The following is a 19990-nucleotide window of genomic DNA, read 5'->3' on the forward strand; positions in this document are numbered from 1 at the left end:
GGCGGAGGTGCGCCGGAGGGCACGCGGCGATCGCGTCCCGCGACCGCCGCCACACGCAGACGACCCGCGGGCTGCTTCCCCCGCGCTCGGTGGCGCGAAGGGCCGGTCGGACGAACCGGCAGCCCGCGGGTCGGGTGACTGCTTGGGATTGGCCGGCTGCGCATCTGCAGAATGCGCTGGTCCGGCGCTGCATTGGTGAAGCGACGGGCCGCTAGCCCGCAGCCACCTCACGCGTCCGGTGCGAAATCATTGGCCGAACCACCTCCCTTCTCGTGTGCTCAACACATTAGGAACCGGTCCCGGCGCGCACAACCGAATTTCCCTGAAGCAACGATTTCCGGGAATGGGGTGTGTGCTGGGTCACGTTCCAGTTGAATGAGTCCAGGTGCAGCACGTGCGGCCGCGTTCGTAAGGGGTGCCAGTGACTGCTTCGTCAGCTTCGTCGTCCGATCACCGCGCCGACGCCGCGTCGTCCGGTCGCGCGGACGAGCCGCAGACGGCTCCAGGCGGGGGCGGGGGCCAGCCGCCCGCCGGCCCCGCCGACGACTCCGGCCGGCCACCGCGCAACGACGACTCCGGACTGCTCGCGGCCCTCCTGGACGGCATGGACGCGGCCCTGGTCGCCTTCGCGGCCGACGGCACGGTCACCCACTGGAATCAGGAGGCCGAGCGGATCCTGGGCTGGACGACCGAGGAGGCCGTCGGACGTCCGGGCCTGTCCGGCTGGGCGGTCCGCCAGGAGGACAGCGACGAGATCGACGCGGTCCTCGCGACCGCGATGCGCTCCCGGGGCCGCCAGGTACACGAATTCGCCCTCCTCACCAAGGACGGCCACCGCGTCCTCGTCCGCACCCAGTCCTCGGCGGTCCGTGGCGGCGACGGCCGGGTCGCCGGCGTGTACTGCGCCTTCAGCGAGGTGCACACCCAGATCGACCTGGAGCGGTCCATCGCCCTCAGCGAGGCGCTCTTCGAGGACGCGTCCTGGGGCGTGGTGCTGGTGGACGCCGATCTGCGGCCCGCCGCCGTCAACGCCCACGCCGCCCGCGTCCTGGGCGTGGGACGCACCGCCCTGCTGGGCCGCCCCCTGGCCGACCTGCTCGCGCAGGGAGTGGAGGAACTGGAGAGCGCGCTGCAGCACGTCCTCGCCGAGGGCGCGCCGCCGGCCGCCGCCGAGCTGTGGGTGACGCTGCGCTCGGAGGAGGCCGACCTGCCCCGCCGGTGCTGGCGCAGCGGCTTCGTCCGCCTCGCCTCCCCGCTCGCGGAGGAACCGGTGCCACTGGGCGTGGCCTGGCTCTTCCAGGACGTCACCGAGGCCAAGCGGGCCGAGCAGGAGAACTCCCTGCTGCGCTTCCGCGCCCAGCAGCTGCACCGCGCGGGCCGCGCGGCCGCCGAGTGCCCGGACCCGACCGAGGCCGCCGCCGTCCACCTCGACTTCGCCCTGGCGGGCTTCGCCGACCACGGCCTGGTCGACCTCGCCGGGCCCCCGGCCCCGGCGCCGTACGGAACGGTCGACGAGGACGCGGCGGACTGGAGCGCCGACACGAGCGCGGCCGAGGACGGCGCCGACGAGCCGGCCGGCGCCGTCGGGCGCCCGCGGTGGGGCGACCCGCCTCGGCTGGTGCGGACCCTGGCCTCCCCAGCGGGTTCCCCCGGCCCCTCCGAGGCCGTCCCCGCGACAGGCATTCCGGTGGCGTACGCGCCGGGGCACCCGGCGGCCCAGGCGTACGAGCGGCGCGGTTCGGTGCGTACCAGCGCGGGCCCCGACGCGTCCGAGGGCTGGGCGGCCGCCCGCAAATGGCCGGACGGCACGGTGCACGGCCTGTGCGTGGTGCTGCGCAGCCGCGGGCGCACGCTCGGCGTCGCGACGTTCCTGCGCGCCCCGGCCCGCCGCCCGTTCGACCGGGCGGACGCGGATTACGCCGAGGACGTCGCGGCCCGCATCGCCGCCGCACTGGACCTCGCGGGCGCCGGGGGGCTCTGAGCAGAGGCGGGCCGGGCTCGGCCGGGCCGGGGATCCTCGGCCCGTGCCGCGCTCAGGCCCGCGCGGGTGAGGTCACTGCCGGTAGAAGATCCGGTCCGCGTACTCGCTCATCACCCGGCCGTTCCACTCGTGACCGCCGTCGACGTTCCCCGAGCGCAGCAGCGGCGGGTCGATGCCCCGTTCGGCCAGCGCGCCCGCGGCCGTCGCGACCACGGCCTGCATGATCGCGCTGGTGACGACCGTGGAGGCGGGGGCGAACGGCGCCTCGATGCCCGGCAGCGTCAACTCCGCGTCGCCGACCGGAATGCGGCTGTCCAGGACGATGTCGCAGTGGTCCTTGAGGTAGGTCCCGGACGCGTGCCGGGGCTTTGTCTCCGTGGTGTACGCCACCGACGTGAGGCCGATGACCTTGATGCCGAGGGCCCGCGCGTTCATCGCCATCTCCACGGGCAGCGCGTTGCGCCCGGAGAGCGAGATGATTACCAGCACATCGCCCGCCTCCAGCGCGCTGGTGTCCAGCACCGCGCCCGCCAGACCGTCGACCCGCTCCAGGGCGCTGCCGAGCGTCGCGGGCCGTACGTCGACGCCCACGACGCCGGGCACGGACAGCAAGTTCATGATCGCCAGGCCGCCGGCGCGGTAGACCGTGTCCTGTGCCGGCAGCGAGGAGTGCCCGGCGCCGAAGGAGAAGACCCGGCCGCCCGCTGCGACGGCGTCGGCGATCAGCTGCCCGGCCGCGGCGATCCGGTCGCCCTCTTCGTCACGGACCTGCCGCAGCAGGCCGATCGCGGCATCGAAGAACTGATCGCCCAGCCGGTCGCTCCGATCGCTCTCAGCCATTGCCGCGGGCCCCTCTCGTCGAGTCTCATCGAAGCGTCGCACCGGCATCCCTGCCTCGCGCACACCACCGCGCACCACTGCGCGCGCCCGCCCCGGGCGGCGTTTTCGCCCGGGAGGCAAGCGTGGCGCGGATCACGTTGCGGTCTGGACCAGTGCCCTGTCAATACGGACGCGAAGTCCGCTGCGCGGACGAGGAGGCACCGTTGTCACCGGGATGCGTCAGAATTGAGTCCAGGGCCACCGCACGACACATCGAGGGGCACGCATGTCCGGACTGATCGACACCACGGAGATGTATCTCCGCACCATCCTCGAACTCGAAGAGGAAGGTGTGGTCCCCATGCGCGCCCGGATCGCGGAGCGGCTCGAACAGAGCGGCCCGACGGTCAGCCAGACGGTGGCGCGCATGGAGCGAGACGGCCTGCTGACGGTCGCGGGTGACCGGCACCTGGAGCTGACGGAAGAGGGCCGGCGGCTGGCGACCCGGGTGATGCGCAAGCACCGCCTCGCCGAGTGTCTGCTCGTCGACGTCATCGGGCTGGAGTGGGAGCAGGTCCACGCCGAGGCGTGTCGTTGGGAGCATGTGATGAGCGAGGCGGTCGAGCGCCGCGTCGTGGAGCTGCTGCGGCATCCGACCGAGTCGCCCTACGGCAACCCGATCCCGGGGCTGGAGGAGCTCGGCGAGACGGCCGGGGGCGACCCGTTCCTGGACGCCGGCATGGTGAGCCTGACGGACCTGGACGCCGGGACCGACGGCAAGACGGTCGTGGTGCGCCGCATCGGCGAGCCGATCCAGGCCGACGCCCAGCTCATGTACACCCTGCGCAGGGCCGGCGTGCAGCCGGGCGCGGTGGTGAGCGTGACGGAGTCGCCGGGCGGAGTGCTGGTGGGCAGCAGCGGTGAAGCCGCCGAGCTGGACGCCGGCATCGCCTCCCACGTCTTCGTCGCCAAGCGCTGACCGGGCAGGAGCCCGGTCGGGGCCTGTCGTAGGGGTTCCGGGCCGTCGGTAGCGGCTTCCGCCGGCGTGCCCTTCGCCCTGGTGTCCGCGGGACGGTTCCGTCACCGGGCCGAGGGCCCGGAAAATCTCCGTACGGCCACCGGGTCGCAGGGGCCCGTTGAGCTGCGAGGACGCGGCATCCGGAAGGCTGGGCAACTGCTTTTCCGTTGAACGAGCTTGTGCGAATCCGTGCGATTCGGCCGGTCTCGTGCCACGCTGGCGCTGATGCACAGGCGTACGTCGGCACGAGGCGTATCGCCGTAAGACCTGGGTGGGACCGGGCGGCTGAGCGGCTGAACGTCCACGCGGACAGGGCGCCCGCCGCGCCGACCCCTCGGGTCGGGGAAGGGGGCTCGGATGCGTCCACGGAGTCCGATCGGTCGCTCGCGTCCGCCGTACCCGGCGCACGCGGTGCGCCGCTCCCGTGGGGACCTCCGAGGACTTCCGACGGGAGACAGTCGGGGCCCCGGCGCTGCGAGCAGCCGAGGCCCCGCCTCCCCATGTCCCCCCGCCAAGACCCGGAGCCCCGAGCTCCCAGGGTCTTCTCCCACGGGCCCCCTTCCCGGTAGGGCCCGCCTCCCGCCACATTTCTCCCCGTGGCGCTCGCGGCCAATCCTTGAGCGTGGTCACCCGAACGAGGGGTCTTGGGCGCGAATGCCGTACGTTCGAATATAGGTTCGATACTGTGGGGCTGATCGAGGGACGATTGGGGGTGCCAAGGCGCATGGTGCGACGCATCGATGTGACCGGGACCGGTGGCGTACGGCTCGCTGCCTGGGAGTTCACCGACCCGCCCAAGATCGGCGGCGCGGGGGAGGCCGAGCGCGGACCCGGCGTCCTGCTCCTGCACGGACTGATGGGCCGGGCGGCGCACTGGGCGGATACCGCGCGGTGGTTGAGCGCGCGTTACCGCCCCGTCGGCCTCGATCAGCGCGGCCACGGCCGCAGCGACAAGCCCGCTGACGGTCCGTACGACCGCGATGCGTATGTCGACGACGCCATCGCCGCCATCGAACAGCTCGGGCTGGCCCCCGTCGTCCTGATCGGCCACTCCATGGGGGCGCTGACGGCGTGGCAGTTGGCGGCCCGCCGACCGGATCTGGTCAGTGCCCTGGTGATCTGCGATATGCGTGCCTCGGCGCTCGGGGCGGCGTCGCAGCAGGACTGGACCGAGTGGTTCCGCTCCTGGCCGGTGCCGTTCGCCACCCTCGCCGATGTCCGCAAGTGGTTCGGCGAGGACGACCCGACGCTGGAGCGGCCCCGGCCGGCCCGCGGCGAGTTCTTCGCCGAGGTGATGGCCGAGCGCGCGGACGGCTGGCGCCCCGTCTTCTCCCGTCGCCAGATGCTCACGGCCCGGGCGACCTGGGTGCATGACGCCCACTGGGAAGAGCTCACCCAGGTGCGCTGCCCGACGCTCGTGGTCCGCGGCCTCGACGGCGAGCTGGGCCGTGCCGAGGCCCAGGAGATGGTCCGTGTCCTCCCGGGCGGCGTCTACGCCGAAATAGCAGACACCGGCCATCTCCTGCCCTGGGAACAACCCGACGCCTGGCGCCGAGTCGTCGACCCGTTCCTGGCCGAGGCCCTCCCCTCGGTCTGACCATCGGGCGCAGGCGGGCGCAGGCGGTGGGGCGGGGCCCTGTGCCCGGGCCCGCCCGGGTGGCAGGCGGGGCCGAATCCCGTCGGCCCCGCCTCCGACCCCTGCCGACCGCCCGTAGGGCCGGCCCTCAGCCCTTGCTGACCGCCGTCAAGATTTCCGGCAGTCGACGGGCCACCCGTGGGGCGGCGAGCCGCAGGCCCAGTTCCGCGACGCCCACCCCGTAGAGCGCCCCGATCGGCAGCAGCACCCACAACAGGTGGTGCAGCCCCGCGATATGCAGCCAGAGCGTCAATGCCAGCAGCGGCGCACTCAGCGCCGCGCCGATCAGCAGGCCGCCGAAGAGGCTGAACCAGGCGATGGCGCCCTGCCCCGGCGCGACGTTCTTGTTGCCCTCCGAGGGGATCGAGTAGGGGAAGAGCGCCGAGGACAGCGCTCCGGTGGCCAGCAGCGCGCCCAGGAGGGCCAGGGACAGCCCGTACACCTCGATGAAGGAGGACCACGGGCCGATGAGGGCGGCGGTGCCGATGACGACCAGCGTCACGTACGGGACCGCCACCAAGGCCAGCGTCAGCGCACGGGCCCGCAGTTCCTGGTACGCGTCCCGCGGTGTGCAGATCGTCGAGGCGACCATCCAGAACGCCGAGGTGTCCTGCCCGAACTGGTTGTACATCTGCATGCCGAGCAGCGCGGACGCCGAGAACGCCGTGTAGATGCTGCCCCTGCCCTGCACGGACGAGACGAACGGCACCAGCAGGCCGACGGCGAGCGAGGTCGCCCACGACATCTTCGTCTTGGGGTCGCGCCACGCGTAGCGCAGCGCCCGCAGCATGACCGTGCCGGTGCGCCCGGCAGGCAGCAGACGGGCGAGACCGCGCTCGCCGGTGCCGGTCCGGCGTGCGCTGTCCTTCTCCACGGCCTGGAGCGTGGACGAGTCCGGGGACGTCATCAGTGTCGTCAGGGTCCGCTGCCACCACCACAGCAGCAGGGCCAGGGCGAGTGCCGTCAGCGCCAGCCCGGCCGCAGCCCGCCCGTACGCCCCGTGGCCCGCGTCCTCCACGGCGCTCATCGCGGAGGCCGGCGGCACCCAGCGCAGTACGTCGCCGAGCGGCTCCAGTACGGACAGGCCGTCGGGACGCCCCAGCTTCTGGGCGGCGATATTGACGCCCTGGGCGCCGACGGCGATGAACAGGCCGCTCAGGACGGCCAGATCGCGACCGCGGCGGCTGGTCAGCAGCCGCACCGAGGCGGTGGCGACCGCGCGCGCAAGGGACACGCACACCAGCACCACCAGGACGACCGCCAGGACGCCGACGGCGGCGGCGACCGGCCCGTCCGCGACCGCGATCACCGAGCCGACCACCAGGGCGAGGGTGAAGACCGGGCCGATGCCGATGAGCGACGCGGTCAGCAGCGAGACGATCAGCGGGCGCGGCCGCAGCGGCAGCATGACCAGCCGGGTGGGGTCGAGGGTCTCGTCGCCGGTGGGGAAGAACAGCGGCATCACCGCCCAGCCGAGGGTGAGGATCCCGGTGAGCAGCACGACCAGCGCGCCGGCGTGGGCGTTGCCCCGCAGCGCGACGAGCCCCAGCACCGCCCCGGCCGCGAACAGCAGGCCGACGACGATCGAGGCGATGTACGCCAGGGTGCGTCCGGTCGACTGGCGCAGCCCGTTGCGCAGCAGCGTCAGCTTCAGCCGGACGAAGACGGCGGTCAGGGAAGGAGCGGCGGCCGGCCGGACGACCGCGGCGGATTCGGTGCTCATCGGGCGCCGCCACCGCCCAGCCAGTCCAGGTTCTGGGCCGCCCCACGATCACCTGCGCCGACGAGTTCGAGGAAGGCGTCCTGCAGGGAGGGTGCCGCGCCGCGCACCTGCGCGATCGGGCCGTCCGCGCGGATCCGCCCGGCGGCGATCACGGCGACCCAGTCGCACAGCGACTCGACGAGTTCCATGACGTGGCTGGAGAAGATCACGGTGGCGCCGGAGGCGGTGTAGCGCTCCAGGACGCCGCGGATGGTCTGCGCGGACACCGGGTCGACGCCCTCGAAGGGTTCGTCGAGGAAGAGGATCTCGGGGTTGTGCAGCAGCGCCGCGGCCAGCCCGATCTTCTTGCGCATGCCGGTCGAGTAGTCCACGACGAGTTTGTGCTGGGAGCCGGAGAGGTCCAGGACGTCCAGCAGCTGACCGGCCCGCTTGTCGACCTCGTCGCCGGGCAGTCCGCGCAACCGGCCGATGTAGCCGAGGAGTTCACGGCCGGACAGCCGCTCGAAGAGCCGCAGCCCCTCGGGCAGGACGCCGATCCGGGACTTCACGGACACCGGGTCCTGCCACACGTCGTGGCCGCCGATCTCGACCTGTCCGGAGTCCGGCCGTAGCAGGCCCGTCACCATGGACAGCGTGGTGGTCTTGCCCGCGCCGTTGGGCCCGACGAGTCCGATGAAGCGGCCCGCCGGCAGCGTCAAGTCGATGCCGGAGACGGCGACTTGCTCTCCGAAGCGCTTCCACAGGCCCTGGATGCGTACGGCGGGCGCCGCCGCGTCACCCGGCGCGGTCGGCCCGCCGGATGCGGCGCCCGGTGCGGTCTGCTGCGGGGCCGCTGCGGCCCGCTCCTTGGTGTGTTCCGGTTCGTTGGCCACCGGTCCTGCCCTTCGACGTCCCCGCAGGGGCCGGTCCTGCCCCCGTCGGCGCCCCACGATACGGGCGGGTGGGCTCCGCGGGAGGTTCAGAGACGGGCGCAGCGGCAACCGGTGCGGAGGGGCGGGCCCGGGGGCCGACGGGGGCGTGGGGCCGGGTCTCAGTGGCCCCGGGCCGCCGCCGCGTCGCGGCCGCAGGCGTACGCCAGCGGGCTGATCAGCTCCTCCGCGTCCGGCAGCCAGCGGTTGCTGGCCGTGGGCCGGCGCGCCCACTGCACCGAGCCGTGGGCCCCCACCCGGGTCGGCGGCGCGGCGATGTACTCGCCCTCGCCGCGGCACACCAGGTCCAGGGCGGCAGGCGGCCAGCCCAGGCTGCGTACGAGGGCCGGGACCTTCACCGCGGCTCCGGGGAGGACGAGGAAGAGCATCCGGCGGTCCGGGGTGCGGGTCACCGGGCCGAGCGGCAGTTCCATCCGCTCCATACGGGCCAGTGCCAGGCAGCCCGCGGTCTCGGGCACGTCGAGTGCCTCGAACGTCCGGCCCGTCGGGAGCAGGATCGAGGCCTGCGGCTGCTTGGTCCACATGCGGCGGACGGCCGTCGCGCTGCCGCTGGCCTGGCCGGCCCAGCCGGGAGCGGTGGGGTGCGCGCCGGGCGCGGGGCAGTCGGCGGCGCCGCACGAGCAGCGCGGTGTCTCGCCGTCGTGCTCCAGCCATGCGCCGGGGAACACGTCCCAATGCCGTTCTTCCGCGTAACGCACCGCAGTGTCGAGCAGCTGCTCGCCGCGCTGCTTGGGGATCTGCGAGGCTCCTGTGACTTTGATGGTCTCTTCCACGCAGAGGACAACTTCCCTTGTCACCAAGGGTTACGGCCGACACGCGGCGCACCCCGGCGCATCGTTCTGGCACGCGGGGCGCATGGGTGCATCGGCGGGGGCGCGTGTGGGGCCGGGGCCCGGGGAGCGGGTAGCCACCTGCCTGACGGGCGGAGAGGCCGCCCGGCGGCGGCCGTGGTGCGCAGGAGGGGGAGCCCGGGCACAGCGGCGCCGTGATCCGAGTGTGGGCACCGCGCGTCAGTTCTTCTCGCAGGTCAACTCCCGGGCCGCACCAGGGCCCGGCGGTCACGCTTCGCACGACGGCGCCACGGGCAACGACCGGAAGCCCGTATTCAACGCATCTGCCGCAAAGTGCCGAAGAGGTGTATCGCTCGTATCCCGGAAGTCTCGGATATCCGGCATATTCCTGGGGAATTGATCGCGGGGAACGGCGTTCGACGGTGAACGCGCAGCAGCAACTGGGGGTACAGCATGGCCGCAAGGCCACTCGTCGCGCGGCAGCCCAACGAACGGCTGCAAGCGCTGATCCAGGAAGCCGCCTGCTCCAACGCGGGGCTGGCCCGCCGCGTCAACATGTGCGGCGCGGAACACGGTCTCGACCTGCGGTACGACAAGACCTCGGTGGCCCGATGGCTGCGTGGCCAGCAGCCGCGGGGCCGCGCACCGGCCGTCATCGCGGAGGCGCTCGGCCGGAAGCTGGGGCGCACGGTCACCATCGACGAGATCGGGATGGCCGACGGCAAGAACCTCGCGTCAGGGGTGGGGCTCCAGTTCTCCCCGACCGTCCTCGGGGCGATCGAGCAGGTCTGCGAGCTGTGGCGCAGTGACGTGGGGCGGCGAGATTTCCTCAGCGGCTCGACGGTGGCGGCGTCGGCGCTGGTGGAGCCCAGCAGGGACTGGCTGATCACCGGCGCGGACACCCAGGTCGCCCGGAGCGCCGGCTCCCGGGTCGGCATGGCGGACGTCGAAGCCGTCCGTGCCATGACCTCGGCGCTGAGCGACCTCGACCACCGGTTCGGCGCCGGCCATGTCCGGCCGGTCGTCGTGCACTACCTCAACAGCGTCGTCTCGGGGCTGCTCGCCGGCTCCTACCGCGAATCCGTCGGGCGTGAGCTGTTCGCGGCGGTCGCCCGGCTGACGGAGCTGGGCGGCTACATGGCCGTCGACACCGGTCAGCCGGGGCTCGCGCAGCGCTACTACATCCAGGCGCTGCGCCTGGCCCAGGCGGCCGGTGACCGCGGCTACGGCGGCTACGTACTGGCCGCCAGCATGAGTCACCTCGCCGCCTCGCTGGGCAACCCGCGGGAGATCGCCCAGCTGGCCCGGGCCGCGCAGGAGGGGGCCCGGGGGCATGTCACGCCGCGGGCGGAGGCGATGTTCTGCGCGGCGGAGGCGCGCGGGCACGCCCTGATGGGAGACGGCCGGTCCTTCTCGGCCGTGGCGGGCCGGGCGCTCGCCGCGATGGAGCGCGCCGAGGCCGCCGCCGACGCGGGCGACGACCCGGTCTGGATCGGCCACTTCGACGAGGCGTACCTCGCCGACGAGCTGGCCCACTGCCACCGTGACCTGGGGCAGCCGGGGCCGGCCGAGGAGCGGGCGAGGGAGGCGCTGGACAAGCATCCGGAGAGCCGGGCGCGGCGCCGCGCCATCGGGCTGGTGCTGCTGGCCGGTGCCCAGGTGCAGCAGCGCGAGATCGAGCAGGCGTGCCACACGGGGTCCCAGGCGGTGGAACTGCTGAGCACGCTGCGCTCGAACCGCGGCGCCGAGTATCTGGAGGACTTGCAGCTGCGTTTGGGGCCGTATCGGGACGAACCGGTCGTTCGGGAGTTCAGCGCACGGATGGAGCTGCGGACCGTGGCGGCGTAAGGGGCGGCGGCGAGCACGGGCGCTTCGTGGGACGCCGGGCGGGCCGGGGATTCCGGTCCGCCCGGTGCGTCGGGGGCCCGCGGTCACCCCGCCCGCCGGCCGGCGGGCGGGGTGACCAGGGGACGTGGTCGAACGTTGCTGCGAACCGGTAGCGTGAGCCGACGATTCCGTAGGTCTGCACGATGGTAGGAGCCCCCGGTGACGCAGAGCGGACAGGGTCACGACCCGCAGGATTCTGCGGCCGGTCCCGCGCGAGAGGGCATTGTGCTGCCCGCTAACGGTGAGCCGTGGGTCCCCGACCAGCAGGCCGCACCGCCGGCCGGGCAGCCGTGGGGCCAGCCCTGGGGGCCCGACCAGCAGGCCGGCCAGCAGGCGTACGGGCAGGCACCCGCCCAGGGGCAGGCCCCCGCCGCGCAGCAGGCGTACGGACAGGACCAGCCGCCCGCCCCGCAGCAGGGCTACGGCCAGTCCCAGCAGTCGGCGTACGGGCAGCAGGCCCCTGCGCCGCAGCAGGCACTACCGCCCCAGGGCGAGGGGTACCCGGCGCCGCCCCAGGGGCAGCCGCCGGTGCCGCCCCTGCCCCCGTCGATGCCGCAGCAGCAGCCCGCGCAGCTGCCGCCCGCCCCGGACGCCCAGGCGACGGCGTACATGCCGCCGTACGGCGCGCAGGGTGGCGCGCTGCCGCCCGAGGGGTCGGCGTACGGCGACGGTCAGCAGCAGGGCTACGGCGGGCACGCCCCTCAGCAGCCCCAGCAACAGGCGTACGACCAGCAGCCTCCGCAGCAGTACGGGCAGCAGCAGTCCCCGCAGCCCCAGCAACCTCAGCAGCCCCAGCAGTACGGCGGCCCGCAGCAGCAGGAGCAGTACGGCGCGCAGCAGCCTTCCCAGCAGCAGCACCAGCAGCCGCAGGCCACGTCCGGGCAGCTCGTCCCCGCGTCCCCGCAGGCCGCGGCGCCGCTGCCGCCCGCCGCGGGAGACGCGGAGGCGACCGCGCTGATCCCGCCGGTCGGCGCGCAGCAGGGCGGCCCCGGCGTCGCGCCGCTGCCGCCCGAGGCGGCCTCGCGGCCCGAGACGCCCGGTGAGTCCACCCAGATGCTGCGCCGCGTGAAGCCGCAGGACGGGGGCGCGGCCCGCCAGTCGCAGCCGCTGCCGCAGCAGTCCCAGCCGATGCCCGGCGCCGGACCCGCGGATTCCGACGCCACGCAGCTGATCCCCCCGGTGGGCGCCGGTGTGCCCGCTCCGCCGCCCCGCGCGCCGTACGGGATACGTCCCGGTGCGCCCGGCGACCGTCCGACGCCCGCCGAGTTCGACGGGCTCTTCCGTAACGACTCCGGCACGCCGGGAGCGGCCGCCGCGCCGGATGCCACCGCGCAGCTGCCGCGCTTCGAGGACCCGGGCCGACCGCCCTACGGCGGGCCGGGCCACGGGCAGTTCCCGCCGCAGGGCGGCGGCCCCGACCGCCGGCCCTACGACGACGGCCACGGCGAGCGGCGGCGGCTGGCCCCGGCCATCATCGTCGGCGTCGTAGTCGTCGCGCTTGCGGGCGCCGGCCTCGGCGTCGGCTGGGCCCTGAGCGGCGGCAGCGACGACGACGCGAAGAAGCCGTCCCCCGGCAGCAGTGCGGGGAAGCCGGCGAAGGAGAAGTCTTCCGCGGAGCCCTCCACCGACCCCGCCGAGGCGCAGGCCAAGGGGCTGGACTCGCTGCTCGGGGACAGCAACAACAGCCGCTCGTCCGTGATCAACGCGGTCAACAGCATCAAGTCCTGCGACAACCTGGGGAAAGCGGCCAAGGACCTGCGGGCCGCGGCCGGGCAGCGCAACGCCCTCGTGCAGCGGCTGCGGCAGCTGCCCGTCGACAAGATCCCCGACAACGCCGTGCTGACCGCGGCGCTGACCAAGGCATGGCAGTCCTCCGCCTCGGCGGACAACCACTACGCCGCCTGGGCGGGCCAGGTCGCCGGCAAGAAGGGCTGCCACAAGGGCAAGGCCCGCGGCACCGGGCAGGCCGCCGAGGGCAATGTGGCCAGCGGTGAGGCGACGCGGGCCAAGCAGCAGGCGGCGAAGATCTGGAACCCGCTCGCTCAGAAGTACAGCCTGACGGAGCGCCGCCCCGAGCAGCTCTGAGCGGCCTCCCGAGCAGCCCGGGTGGCGTCCCGACCGTCTTGAACGCCGCCCGGGGCAGATCCGGGCGGCGTTCAGGACCATGCGACGGCGGCCAGGGCGGCGCGGACCCGCCCCCTGGCCGCCGTCGGGCCGAGCCCCCCGTCGGCCCGCTCAGCTGTCCGTGCGGCGCCGCTCCAGCGTCCTGGCGACGTTCACGAAGCCGTTCTTCACGGCGACCAGCTGTCCGTCCCGCACGGCCTGGTAGGTCACCTGGCCGTTCACGATGCGCGGGAAGTCCTGAACGGCGAGCATGTCGTCGGACCGCCAGCGCAGCTTGGGGGTCAGGCCGCCGGTGTCGATGGCGCGGTCGCCGCGGTCCAGCCCCTTCTGCAGGGCGTGTGAGGTGATGTCCTTCACGCCCTCCTCGTCGAGCTGCCGCACCAGGGCGCGCAGCACGGTGTAGGCGATCCACGTCGTCTGGACGCCCTGGTCGGCGGGGTCGATGCGGTTGTCGCCGAAGGCGTGGTCGTGGATGACGTCGCGCATCGGCTGCCAGCGGGCGTCGCTCGCGACCGGGTACCAGCCGGTGAGGTAGGCGCCCTCCAGCGGTCCCGACCCCCCGCCCGTACGGTTCACCAGCGCCTGGCCGACGCTGCCGAGGACGGAGGCGATCCGCACCTTGGGGGTGTCCTGCTGGAGGCGCCGGAAGGAGTCGAAGAACGCGTCGGTGTGGTCGCCGAGCGAGGCGGTCACACACGCGCCGTCGGCCTTCCCCCCGGCCGCCGCCGTGCCGTAGACCCCCGGGTCCGCGCCCACGCCGTCCAGGGCCCGGGACACCTCGCCCGAGTAGTCGGTGCCGTCCTCGGGGGCGCGGATGTCCTGCGCCGGGCGGCGACTGCCGCTCTCCAGACCGGAGTTGAGCAGGGAGGGCATCTGGTCGCCCTGGATGGTGTCCGGCCTGACCAGCGCGACCCGCTCGCAGCTGCGTGCCAACTGCCGCCCGTTGCCGGCCAGGAGGGACGCCTGGCCGCCGTTGACGGGGTAGGAGAGCGGGCTGGCGAACTCCTCCTCGGAGGCGCCGTAACCGCCGATGAAGGGGATGCCCTTGACCTCCAGCGGCGACATGAACGAGCGGCCGAACTGGCTGTACGAGCCGACGACGGCGACCGCGCCCCGGTCCGCCGCGCGCTGGCCGCACTGCGCGGCGGCCACCGAGTCGTTGTGGTCGTTGCAGGTGAGGACCCTGAGGCGGTGGCCGCTGAGGCCGCCGTGGGCGTTGACCCAGCGGGCGTACGCCTGGGCCATCGCCGGCATGCCCGGCATATTGGTCGCCTTGGTGTCCTGGGGGGCCCAGGTCATGACCGTGATCGGCTCCTTCTCCCCGGATTCCTCCCAGGTGCCGGCGAGGGTGCCACAGGCCGAGAGCAGGGACGCGAGGACCGCCGTGCACGCCACCGCCGAAGCGATCGCGATCGCGGGAGCGGAGAAGGGGCGGGGGGAGGAGCGTCGCCGTCCGGTCATGTGCAGTAACCCTTCCGTCCCGCCAGGAACGGTTGAGTGACGTCAGTGCAACGGATGGTGACCTCGGAGTGAACTCCGGGGGGCCGCGGGAGATCATCAGGGCGGAACGTACGATCGAATACTGTGCAAGGTTCGGAGAAGTCTTCCCGTCGCGGCCGCCGCTCGACCACCATGGGCGGCATGCCACTCAACGACATGCCGTGGTGGCGCTGGCGCAGCAATGTGCGCTCCGCGCTGCACATGCTTTCCGACCCCGCCTTCCAGCAGGAGACCTGGCTGGCCGGCCTCCCCGGGTACGGCGACGTCACCGACGCCGTCTACCGGCTCGTCGAGGACACCTGGCTCGACAACTGGTCGGCGGACAAGTACGTCGGCACGATCTTCCGGGACGCCCAGGAAGCGGCCCTGGTCGACGTCGCCGTGCTGCGGGTGCTGAGGATCATGCACCAGGTCGGAGCGGACGCCCCCGTCGCCGCGTACATGCAGCATCAGGGCTGGCCGGAGGCCGTCCAGGCGGCCCGAGAGGCGCATGTGCAGCTGTCGGCGGCGGACGGCGAGGACCCCGATGTCCCGCCGCGCTCGCTGGAGGTGCTGTCCATCATGACCGGCGCTCTGGACGCCCCTGCCTGACCATCCCGGCAGGTGTGCGACCCTATGAGGTCATGAGCGAGTCCCAGCCCACCCAGCCTGGCCGGCCCGACCGGTCCGAGCAGTACGTCCTCACGCTGTCCTGCCCGGACAAGCAGGGGATCGTGCATGCCGTGTCCAGTTACCTCTTCATCACCGGCTGCAACATCGAGGACAGTCAGCAGTTCGGCGACCACGACACCGGGCTGTTCTTCATGCGGGTCCACTTCAGTGCGGACCCCTCGGTGAGTGTCGAGAAGCTGCGGGCGAGCTTCGCCGCGGTGGGCGACTCCTTCGGCATGGACTGGCAGATCCACCGGGCCGACGAGAAGATGCGCGTCATCCTGATGGTGTCCAAGTTCGGGCACTGCCTCAACGACCTGCTCTTCCGCTCCCGGATCGGGGCCCTGCCGATCGAGATCGCGGCCGTGGTCTCCAACCACACGGACTTCGCCGAGCTGGTCGGCTCCTACGACCTCCCCTTCCACCACCTGCCGGTCACCCGGGACAACAAGGCGGAGGCTGAGGCGCAGCTGCTGGAGCTGGTGCGCGACGAGAATGTCGAGCTGGTGGTGCTCGCCCGCTACATGCAGGTGCTCTCCGACGATCTGTGCAAGGCGCTGTCCGGCCGGATCATCAACATCCACCACTCCTTCCTCCCGAGCTTCAAGGGCGCCAAGCCCTACCACCAGGCGCACACCCGCGGGGTGAAGCTCATCGGGGCCACCGCCCACTACGTCACGGCGGACCTCGACGAGGGCCCGATCATCGAGCAGGAGGTCGAGCGCGTCGGCCACGAGGTCACGCCCGACCAACTGGTCGCCATCGGCCGGGACGTCGAGTGCCAGGCCCTGGCCCGTGCCGTGAAGTGGCACAGCGAGCGCCGCGTGCTGCTCAACGGCAGCCGGACCGTCGTCTTCGCCTAGGAGTTGTCGGCAAGGCGTCACGCCCGCATCAGGAGCGATGCGAGGGTGACGCCTGCTCGGCAGAACCCGGCGTTCCCGGTGCGCTCGCCCGTGCCCCGGCGCGTGCCTGGGTCGACGTCATGGCGCGGGGCTGTTCACGCGGATCAGCGTCTGCTGCCCGTTCGCGATGAGCTTTCGCCGGTCGTCCTGGAGGCCGAAGACCTCCAATTGGCAGACGGTCAGAGTGCGTCCGGACTTCAGGACCGTCCCGACCGCCTCGATGTGGTCCCCGACTGCGGGCGCGAGCAGGTTGATCTTGTACTCGACGGTGAGCACCTCGGTGTTCTCGGGGAACAGCGTGTACGCCGCGTAGCCGCCCGCACTGTCCGCGATCGCACTGGTGGCGCCGGCGTGGAAGTAGCCGTGCTGCTGGGTCACTTCGGGCCGGCTCGGTAGCGCGATGTGCACGCGGCCCGGCGCGACGTGCGTGATCCGCGCACCGAGGTGGGCCATCAGCCCCTGGCGGGCGAAACTCTCCCGGATGCGCGCCTCCGTCTCGGGGCCCGCATCCTCCTGTCGTGTCCGGTCTGCCATGTGTGCTCTCCTCCTGCGGACATCGCTGTGTGCAACGGGGCGCGGCGGGTCCGTCAGCGGGCGAGGCGTTCCACCAGCAGGATCACGCCGATGACGATCATCGTGGCACCGGAGACCCGGGTGACCACCCGGGCCGCCGACGGCCGGGCCTTCAAGACGGTGCGGGCGAGCACGGCGACGCCGAGATAGACGACGGCGCAGGCGGCCATGTGGAGCGTGCCGAACAGCCCTGTCTGCGCGGCCACGGACCAGTCCGTCGCCGGGTCGATGAACTGCGGGAACAGCGAGAAGTACAGCAGCAACGCCTTCGGGTTCAGCCCGCTGATCCCGGCCCCCTTGACCATGATCTGCAAGGGGGAGGAGCCCATGGTCTCCTCGGAGGCCGCCAGTGCGGCCGGCTGCCTCAGCACTCCCCAGCCGAGCCAGATCAGATAGCCGGCCCCGGCAACGGTCAGTGCGGTGAGCAGGGTTGCCGAACTCGCCACGACCACCACCAGCCCCGCGACCGCGAGCAGCGTGTATCCCGCGTACCCGGCTATCAGGCCGGCGACTGCGGGCACGACCGACCGGTCCCGCAGGCCCGCCGAGATCGCGTAGGCCCAGTCGGCGCCCGGGGTGAACACCAGCAGGAGATCCACTGCCAGGAAGGCCGCCAGGGTGGTCGTGTCCATGAATCGTTCCCTCTCACGTTCTGCGTTTCGAGAGGAAGGTTAGGTTTGATCTGCCCGAAAGTGTTCCCTCATTTACCTCATGATCGCGCTGTTTGGGGGAGAATCTTCTCCATGGACGCCCTGGACCGGAAGATTCTTACCGAGCTGCAGATGGACGGCCGTCTCACGGTCACCGAACTGGCCGCTCGCGTGCAGCTGAGCGTTTCGCCGTGCCACCGCCGCCTGCGCGACCTCGAACGCGGGGGCGCGATCCGTGGCTACCGCGCCGTCGTGGACCCGGCCGCCGTCGGCCTGGACTTCGAAGCCCTCGTCTTCGCCACCCTGCGCTGGGAGGACCGCGACACCGTCACCACCTTCGAGGAGGCGGTGGCCGCGGTCCCGCATGTGCTCCAGGCCCAGCGCCTGTTCGGCGAACCCGACTACCTCCTGCGTGTCGCCACCACCGACATGGCCGCCTTCCAGCAGCTCTACGACCAGCAGCTCGCCCGGCTGCCGGGCGTCCAGCGGCTGACCTCCACCCTCGTCATGAAGCACGTCGTCGACGACCGCCCGCTGCCCGAGTAGCCGGGCCGTGCGTCCGGTCACCGCCCGCCCGCCCGGCCGGGGGCGCCGGACGGGCGGAGACGGGGAGCGGTCAGAGGCGGGAGAGCGAAGCGGTCGCGAACAGCACCTCTCTGATGGCGTCGCGTTCGCCGTGCTGGCCCGCGGCGGCCTCCTCGGGGGAGACATGGCCGGCGGCAAGCTGGCAGAACTCCGCGCTGTCCAGGGCGATATGCGCGACCGTGTGGTCCGGGGTGCCGAGCGCCGCGGGCGAGTCCAGCGCTATGTACCAGTGGCCGCCGCCGTTGCCCTCCACTTCCAGATGCAGGGTGCGGCCCGGGGCGCCCGCCTCGACCAGCCGCTGCGGCGGCGCGGCGAGCCCGGCCCGGCGGCGGTCGGCCAGGGCGACGGGCAGCAGCCGGGCGGCGAGGTCGACCAGCCGGTGGAGATGCCCGGCGGCCGGCGGTTCGTAGGGGTAGTCCACCGCTTCGGCGATATCACCGGCGTGCACCCAGCACTCGAAGGCGCGGTCCAGGAACGAGTCGCGCAGCGGAAGCTTGAACCCGCCGTAGGGAACGGTGAGTTCGGACACGCCGCGACCGGTGAAGGAGACGGTCCTGATCAGCGCGTGGCTCTGGTCGCGCCAGGGTTCGTGGGCGGTCAGCGGGGTCTGCTCCTCGCTCATCGCCTGCCAGTAGCTCTCCGTACGGGCGGCGGGCCCCGGGGCGGGCGGGGCGGCGCCGAGCGGATCGGGCAGGCCGAGTGCCGTCGCCAGCAGGCCGTCCACCGCCATCAGATGGCCGATGACGCCGGCGACGGTGGTCTCCCGCTCGACGGGGCGCTCGTGCTGGAACCAGCGCAGCCGCACCGGCGCGCGCCACTCCGCCTCGCCCATGTCACGCAGCAGCGCGTCGAGTTTGGCGGTCTCGGCGTCAAAGGGCATCGCCCACTCGGGGACGGGGATACGTGCCGGGCGGCGGCCCAGGCAGCCCTCCAGAACGCGGGAGCGCAGCAGGGGATCGAGATCGAGGCTGTCGGCCGGATGCAGCAGGCCGACGGCGTCGCGCAGCCGCAGCGCCTCGTCCGCGCAGGAGGCACAGTCCGTCAGATGCGCCTCGACGGCGGCCGTCTCCTCCGCGGAGCACGCGGCCAGCGCCCAGGCGCCCAGCAGCGACTTGAGGACCCTGTGCGGCGGCGCGGCGGGAGCCGTCGGGACGGGCAGCGCGACGGGTGCGGCGACGGGCTCGCTGTCGGGTTCCGACCCGGGATCCGGGCGGGAGCCGGCAAGGTCGCGCACGGTTTCCGGGGCGGGCGTCGGTGGGGTGGCGTCGGGCAGCGGGCCGAAGTCCTCCGCCGCGCTGCGCGGTGACGGTATCCGCGGCCGGCCGGGCAGCTCGCGGCCCTGCCGGCCCTGCGGATCAGGGGAGTCGGACGGCAGCCCACGGCGTTCGGGCCGCCCGGGGTGCTCCCGTGGCTCGTGCGGGTCGTCGGGGCCCTGGCCGTCCCACTCGTCGGGGCCGCTCACAGGGACCGTCCGCGGCCCTGGCCGGGCGGATGGACGGAACCGGGAAGCGCACGCTGCGCATGGGGTGGGCGCGGTGTGCGGGGTGCGTGCGGCGGTTGTGGAGCGTGGGACGTCGTGGGCGACGAGGGTGCGGTGTGCGGCGTGTGGGACGAGCGAGGCGCGGCGGGCGGCAGGGCCTGGTGGTTGTGGGCGGTGGACAGCAGCTGCAGGCCGAGGCGGAGTCGACGCCGGGCCTCGTCCTCGGTGACGCCGAGGTCGGCGGCGGTCTGGCGGTAGTCCCGCCGCTGGAAGTAGGCCAGCTCCAGGGCGGCCCGCAGTGGCGCGGGCATGGACGTGACGATGTAGTCGGCGCGGGCGGCGGTGGAGGCTTCGCGGATCTTCTGCTCTATCTCGGCGGGTTCGGGGGCGTCGGCGCCGCAGTCGCGCGCCCAGGCGGCTTCGGTCTGCCGCAGCCGCTGGACGGCCTGGTGGCGGGTGACCCCGGCGACCCAGGAGCGTAGCGAGCCCTCTTTGGGGTCGTAGGAGTCCGGGTGCTCCCAGATGAAGGCGAAGACCTCGCGGGTGATGCGGTCCGCGGCGTCCTCGTCGTCGAGGACGCGGTGGGCCAGGCTGTGCACGAGGGAGGCGAAGCGGTCGTACAGCTCGCCGAGCGCGGCTGCCTCGCCGCGGGCCAGCCGCTGTTGCATCCGCCTGTCCCACCGCGGATGTGCGTCGTTTCCCATCGGACCCCCATACCTGTCCGTCGCCGCCGAGTTCACA

At 73.1% G+C, this 19990-nt stretch carries 17 protein-coding genes; 8 read left to right on the plus strand and 9 right to left on the minus strand.

What is annotated here, in order from left to right:
- Window positions 1-421: 421 nt before the first annotated feature.
- Complete coding sequence (locus ACH4FH_RS10105; RefSeq protein WP_398555307.1) at window positions 422-1981, plus strand: PAS domain-containing protein; 1560 nt, start codon at window positions 422-424, stop codon at window positions 1979-1981.
- Window positions 1982-2053: 72 nt separating this feature from the next.
- Here the strand turns inward: ACH4FH_RS10105 and ACH4FH_RS10110 are convergent, their stop codons facing one another.
- A complete protein-coding gene (locus ACH4FH_RS10110; protein WP_398555308.1) occupies window positions 2054-2821 on the minus strand; it encodes an SIS domain-containing protein in 768 nt (255 codons plus the stop codon).
- 265 nt (window positions 2822-3086) lie between these two features.
- Between ACH4FH_RS10110 and ACH4FH_RS10115 the strand changes: the two genes are divergently transcribed.
- The gene (locus ACH4FH_RS10115) at window positions 3087-3779 is read left to right on the plus strand and encodes a metal-dependent transcriptional regulator (protein WP_393894718.1); all 693 of its coding nucleotides are present in this window, start codon (window positions 3087-3089) and stop codon (window positions 3777-3779) included.
- Between the two features lie 763 nt (window positions 3780-4542).
- Window positions 4543-5415, plus strand: coding sequence for an alpha/beta fold hydrolase (locus tag ACH4FH_RS10120; protein ID WP_398555309.1), 873 nt, complete (start codon window positions 4543-4545; stop codon window positions 5413-5415).
- A gap of 127 nt (window positions 5416-5542) precedes the next feature.
- Here the strand turns inward: ACH4FH_RS10120 and ACH4FH_RS10125 are convergent, their stop codons facing one another.
- The 3 genes from ACH4FH_RS10125 to ACH4FH_RS10135 form a co-directional block, all read right to left on the minus strand.
- Window positions 5543-7177: a transporter gene (locus tag ACH4FH_RS10125; protein ID WP_398555310.1), complete on the minus strand. Its 1635-nt coding sequence runs from the start codon at window positions 7175-7177 to the stop codon at window positions 5543-5545.
- Window positions 7174-8049 (minus strand): ABC transporter ATP-binding protein, encoded by an 876-nt coding sequence (locus ACH4FH_RS10130; RefSeq protein WP_398555311.1) that lies wholly within the window; start codon window positions 8047-8049, stop codon window positions 7174-7176. Before ACH4FH_RS10130 ends, ACH4FH_RS10125 begins: the two co-directional genes overlap by 4 nt.
- Window positions 8050-8207: 158 nt before the next feature.
- Complete coding sequence (locus ACH4FH_RS10135; protein ID WP_398555312.1) at window positions 8208-8879, minus strand: bifunctional DNA primase/polymerase; 672 nt, start codon at window positions 8877-8879, stop codon at window positions 8208-8210.
- A gap of 471 nt (window positions 8880-9350) precedes the next feature.
- Here ACH4FH_RS10135 and ACH4FH_RS10140 point away from each other — a divergent pair, with 471 nt between their 5' ends.
- Window positions 9351-10745, plus strand: coding sequence for a transcriptional regulator (locus tag ACH4FH_RS10140; RefSeq protein WP_398555313.1), 1395 nt, complete (start codon window positions 9351-9353; stop codon window positions 10743-10745).
- 198 nt (window positions 10746-10943) lie between these two features.
- On the plus strand, window positions 10944-12869 hold the full coding sequence (locus tag ACH4FH_RS10145; protein WP_398555314.1) for a hypothetical protein: 1926 nt from the start codon (window positions 10944-10946) through the stop codon (window positions 12867-12869).
- 150 nt (window positions 12870-13019) lie between these two features.
- On the opposite strand, the gene ACH4FH_RS10150 is transcribed toward ACH4FH_RS10145, so the two are convergent.
- The gene (locus ACH4FH_RS10150; protein WP_398555315.1) at window positions 13020-14369 is read right to left on the minus strand and encodes an ABC transporter substrate-binding protein; all 1350 of its coding nucleotides are present in this window, start codon (window positions 14367-14369) and stop codon (window positions 13020-13022) included.
- A 171-nt stretch (window positions 14370-14540) separates the two neighbouring features.
- Between ACH4FH_RS10150 and ACH4FH_RS10155 the strand changes: the two genes are divergently transcribed.
- Both ACH4FH_RS10155 and purU read left to right on the plus strand, forming a co-directional pair.
- Window positions 14541-14999 (plus strand): hypothetical protein, encoded by a 459-nt coding sequence (locus ACH4FH_RS10155; protein ID WP_398555634.1) that lies wholly within the window; start codon window positions 14541-14543, stop codon window positions 14997-14999.
- Window positions 15000-15031: 32 nt separating this feature from the next.
- A complete protein-coding gene (gene purU / locus ACH4FH_RS10160; RefSeq protein ID WP_398555316.1) occupies window positions 15032-15922 on the plus strand; it encodes a formyltetrahydrofolate deformylase in 891 nt (296 codons plus the stop codon).
- 117 nt (window positions 15923-16039) lie between these two features.
- Here purU and ACH4FH_RS10165 read toward each other — a convergent pair whose 3' ends face one another.
- Both ACH4FH_RS10165 and ACH4FH_RS10170 read right to left on the minus strand, forming a co-directional pair.
- Window positions 16040-16495, minus strand: a complete 456-nt coding sequence (locus ACH4FH_RS10165; RefSeq protein ID WP_398555317.1) for a PaaI family thioesterase — start codon at window positions 16493-16495, stop codon at window positions 16040-16042.
- A gap of 53 nt (window positions 16496-16548) precedes the next feature.
- Window positions 16549-17166, minus strand: coding sequence for a LysE family translocator (locus ACH4FH_RS10170; RefSeq protein ID WP_398555318.1), 618 nt, complete (start codon window positions 17164-17166; stop codon window positions 16549-16551).
- A 111-nt stretch (window positions 17167-17277) separates the two neighbouring features.
- Between ACH4FH_RS10170 and ACH4FH_RS10175 the strand changes: the two genes are divergently transcribed.
- Window positions 17278-17730 (plus strand): Lrp/AsnC family transcriptional regulator, encoded by a 453-nt coding sequence (locus tag ACH4FH_RS10175; protein WP_398555319.1) that lies wholly within the window; start codon window positions 17278-17280, stop codon window positions 17728-17730.
- Between the two features lie 70 nt (window positions 17731-17800).
- Here the strand turns inward: ACH4FH_RS10175 and ACH4FH_RS10180 are convergent, their stop codons facing one another.
- Window positions 17801-19231: a zf-HC2 domain-containing protein gene (locus ACH4FH_RS10180; protein ID WP_398555320.1), complete on the minus strand. Its 1431-nt coding sequence runs from the start codon at window positions 19229-19231 to the stop codon at window positions 17801-17803.
- A complete protein-coding gene (locus ACH4FH_RS10185) occupies window positions 19228-19953 on the minus strand; it encodes a sigma-70 family RNA polymerase sigma factor (RefSeq protein WP_398555321.1) in 726 nt (241 codons plus the stop codon). The genes ACH4FH_RS10180 and ACH4FH_RS10185 overlap by 4 nt, the downstream gene beginning before the upstream one ends.
- Between the last annotated feature and the right edge of the window lie 37 nt (window positions 19954-19990).

It is taken from the genome of Streptomyces sp. NPDC017993 (assembly GCF_044328065.1).
Taxonomy (GTDB): domain Bacteria; phylum Actinomycetota; class Actinomycetes; order Streptomycetales; family Streptomycetaceae; genus Streptomyces.

Bases quoted from the DNA above. Each gene is read 5' to 3' on its own strand.
- ACH4FH_RS10125 (WP_398555310.1), bottom strand. From the start codon at position 7,177: ATGAGCACCGAATCCGCCGCGGTCGTCCGGCCGGCCGCCGCTCCTTCC.
- purU (WP_398555316.1), top strand. From the start codon at position 15,032: ATGAGCGAGTCCCAGCCCACCCAGCCTGGCCGGCCCGACCGGTCCGAG.
- ACH4FH_RS10120 (WP_398555309.1), top strand. From the start codon at position 4,543: ATGGTGCGACGCATCGATGTGACCGGGACCGGTGGCGTACGGCTCGCT.
- ACH4FH_RS10110 (WP_398555308.1), bottom strand. From the start codon at position 2,821: ATGGCTGAGAGCGATCGGAGCGACCGGCTGGGCGATCAGTTCTTCGAT.
- ACH4FH_RS10165 (WP_398555317.1), bottom strand. From the start codon at position 16,495: ATGGCAGACCGGACACGACAGGAGGATGCGGGCCCCGAGACGGAGGCG.
- ACH4FH_RS10140 (WP_398555313.1), top strand. From the start codon at position 9,351: ATGGCCGCAAGGCCACTCGTCGCGCGGCAGCCCAACGAACGGCTGCAA.
- ACH4FH_RS10185 (WP_398555321.1), bottom strand. From the start codon at position 19,953: ATGGGAAACGACGCACATCCGCGGTGGGACAGGCGGATGCAACAGCGG.
- ACH4FH_RS10155 (WP_398555634.1), top strand. From the start codon at position 14,541: ATGGGCGGCATGCCACTCAACGACATGCCGTGGTGGCGCTGGCGCAGC.
- ACH4FH_RS10175 (WP_398555319.1), top strand. From the start codon at position 17,278: ATGGACGCCCTGGACCGGAAGATTCTTACCGAGCTGCAGATGGACGGC.
- ACH4FH_RS10170 (WP_398555318.1), bottom strand. From the start codon at position 17,166: ATGGACACGACCACCCTGGCGGCCTTCCTGGCAGTGGATCTCCTGCTG.
- ACH4FH_RS10150 (WP_398555315.1), bottom strand. From the start codon at position 14,369: ATGACCGGACGGCGACGCTCCTCCCCCCGCCCCTTCTCCGCTCCCGCG.
- ACH4FH_RS10115 (WP_393894718.1), top strand. From the start codon at position 3,087: ATGTCCGGACTGATCGACACCACGGAGATGTATCTCCGCACCATCCTC.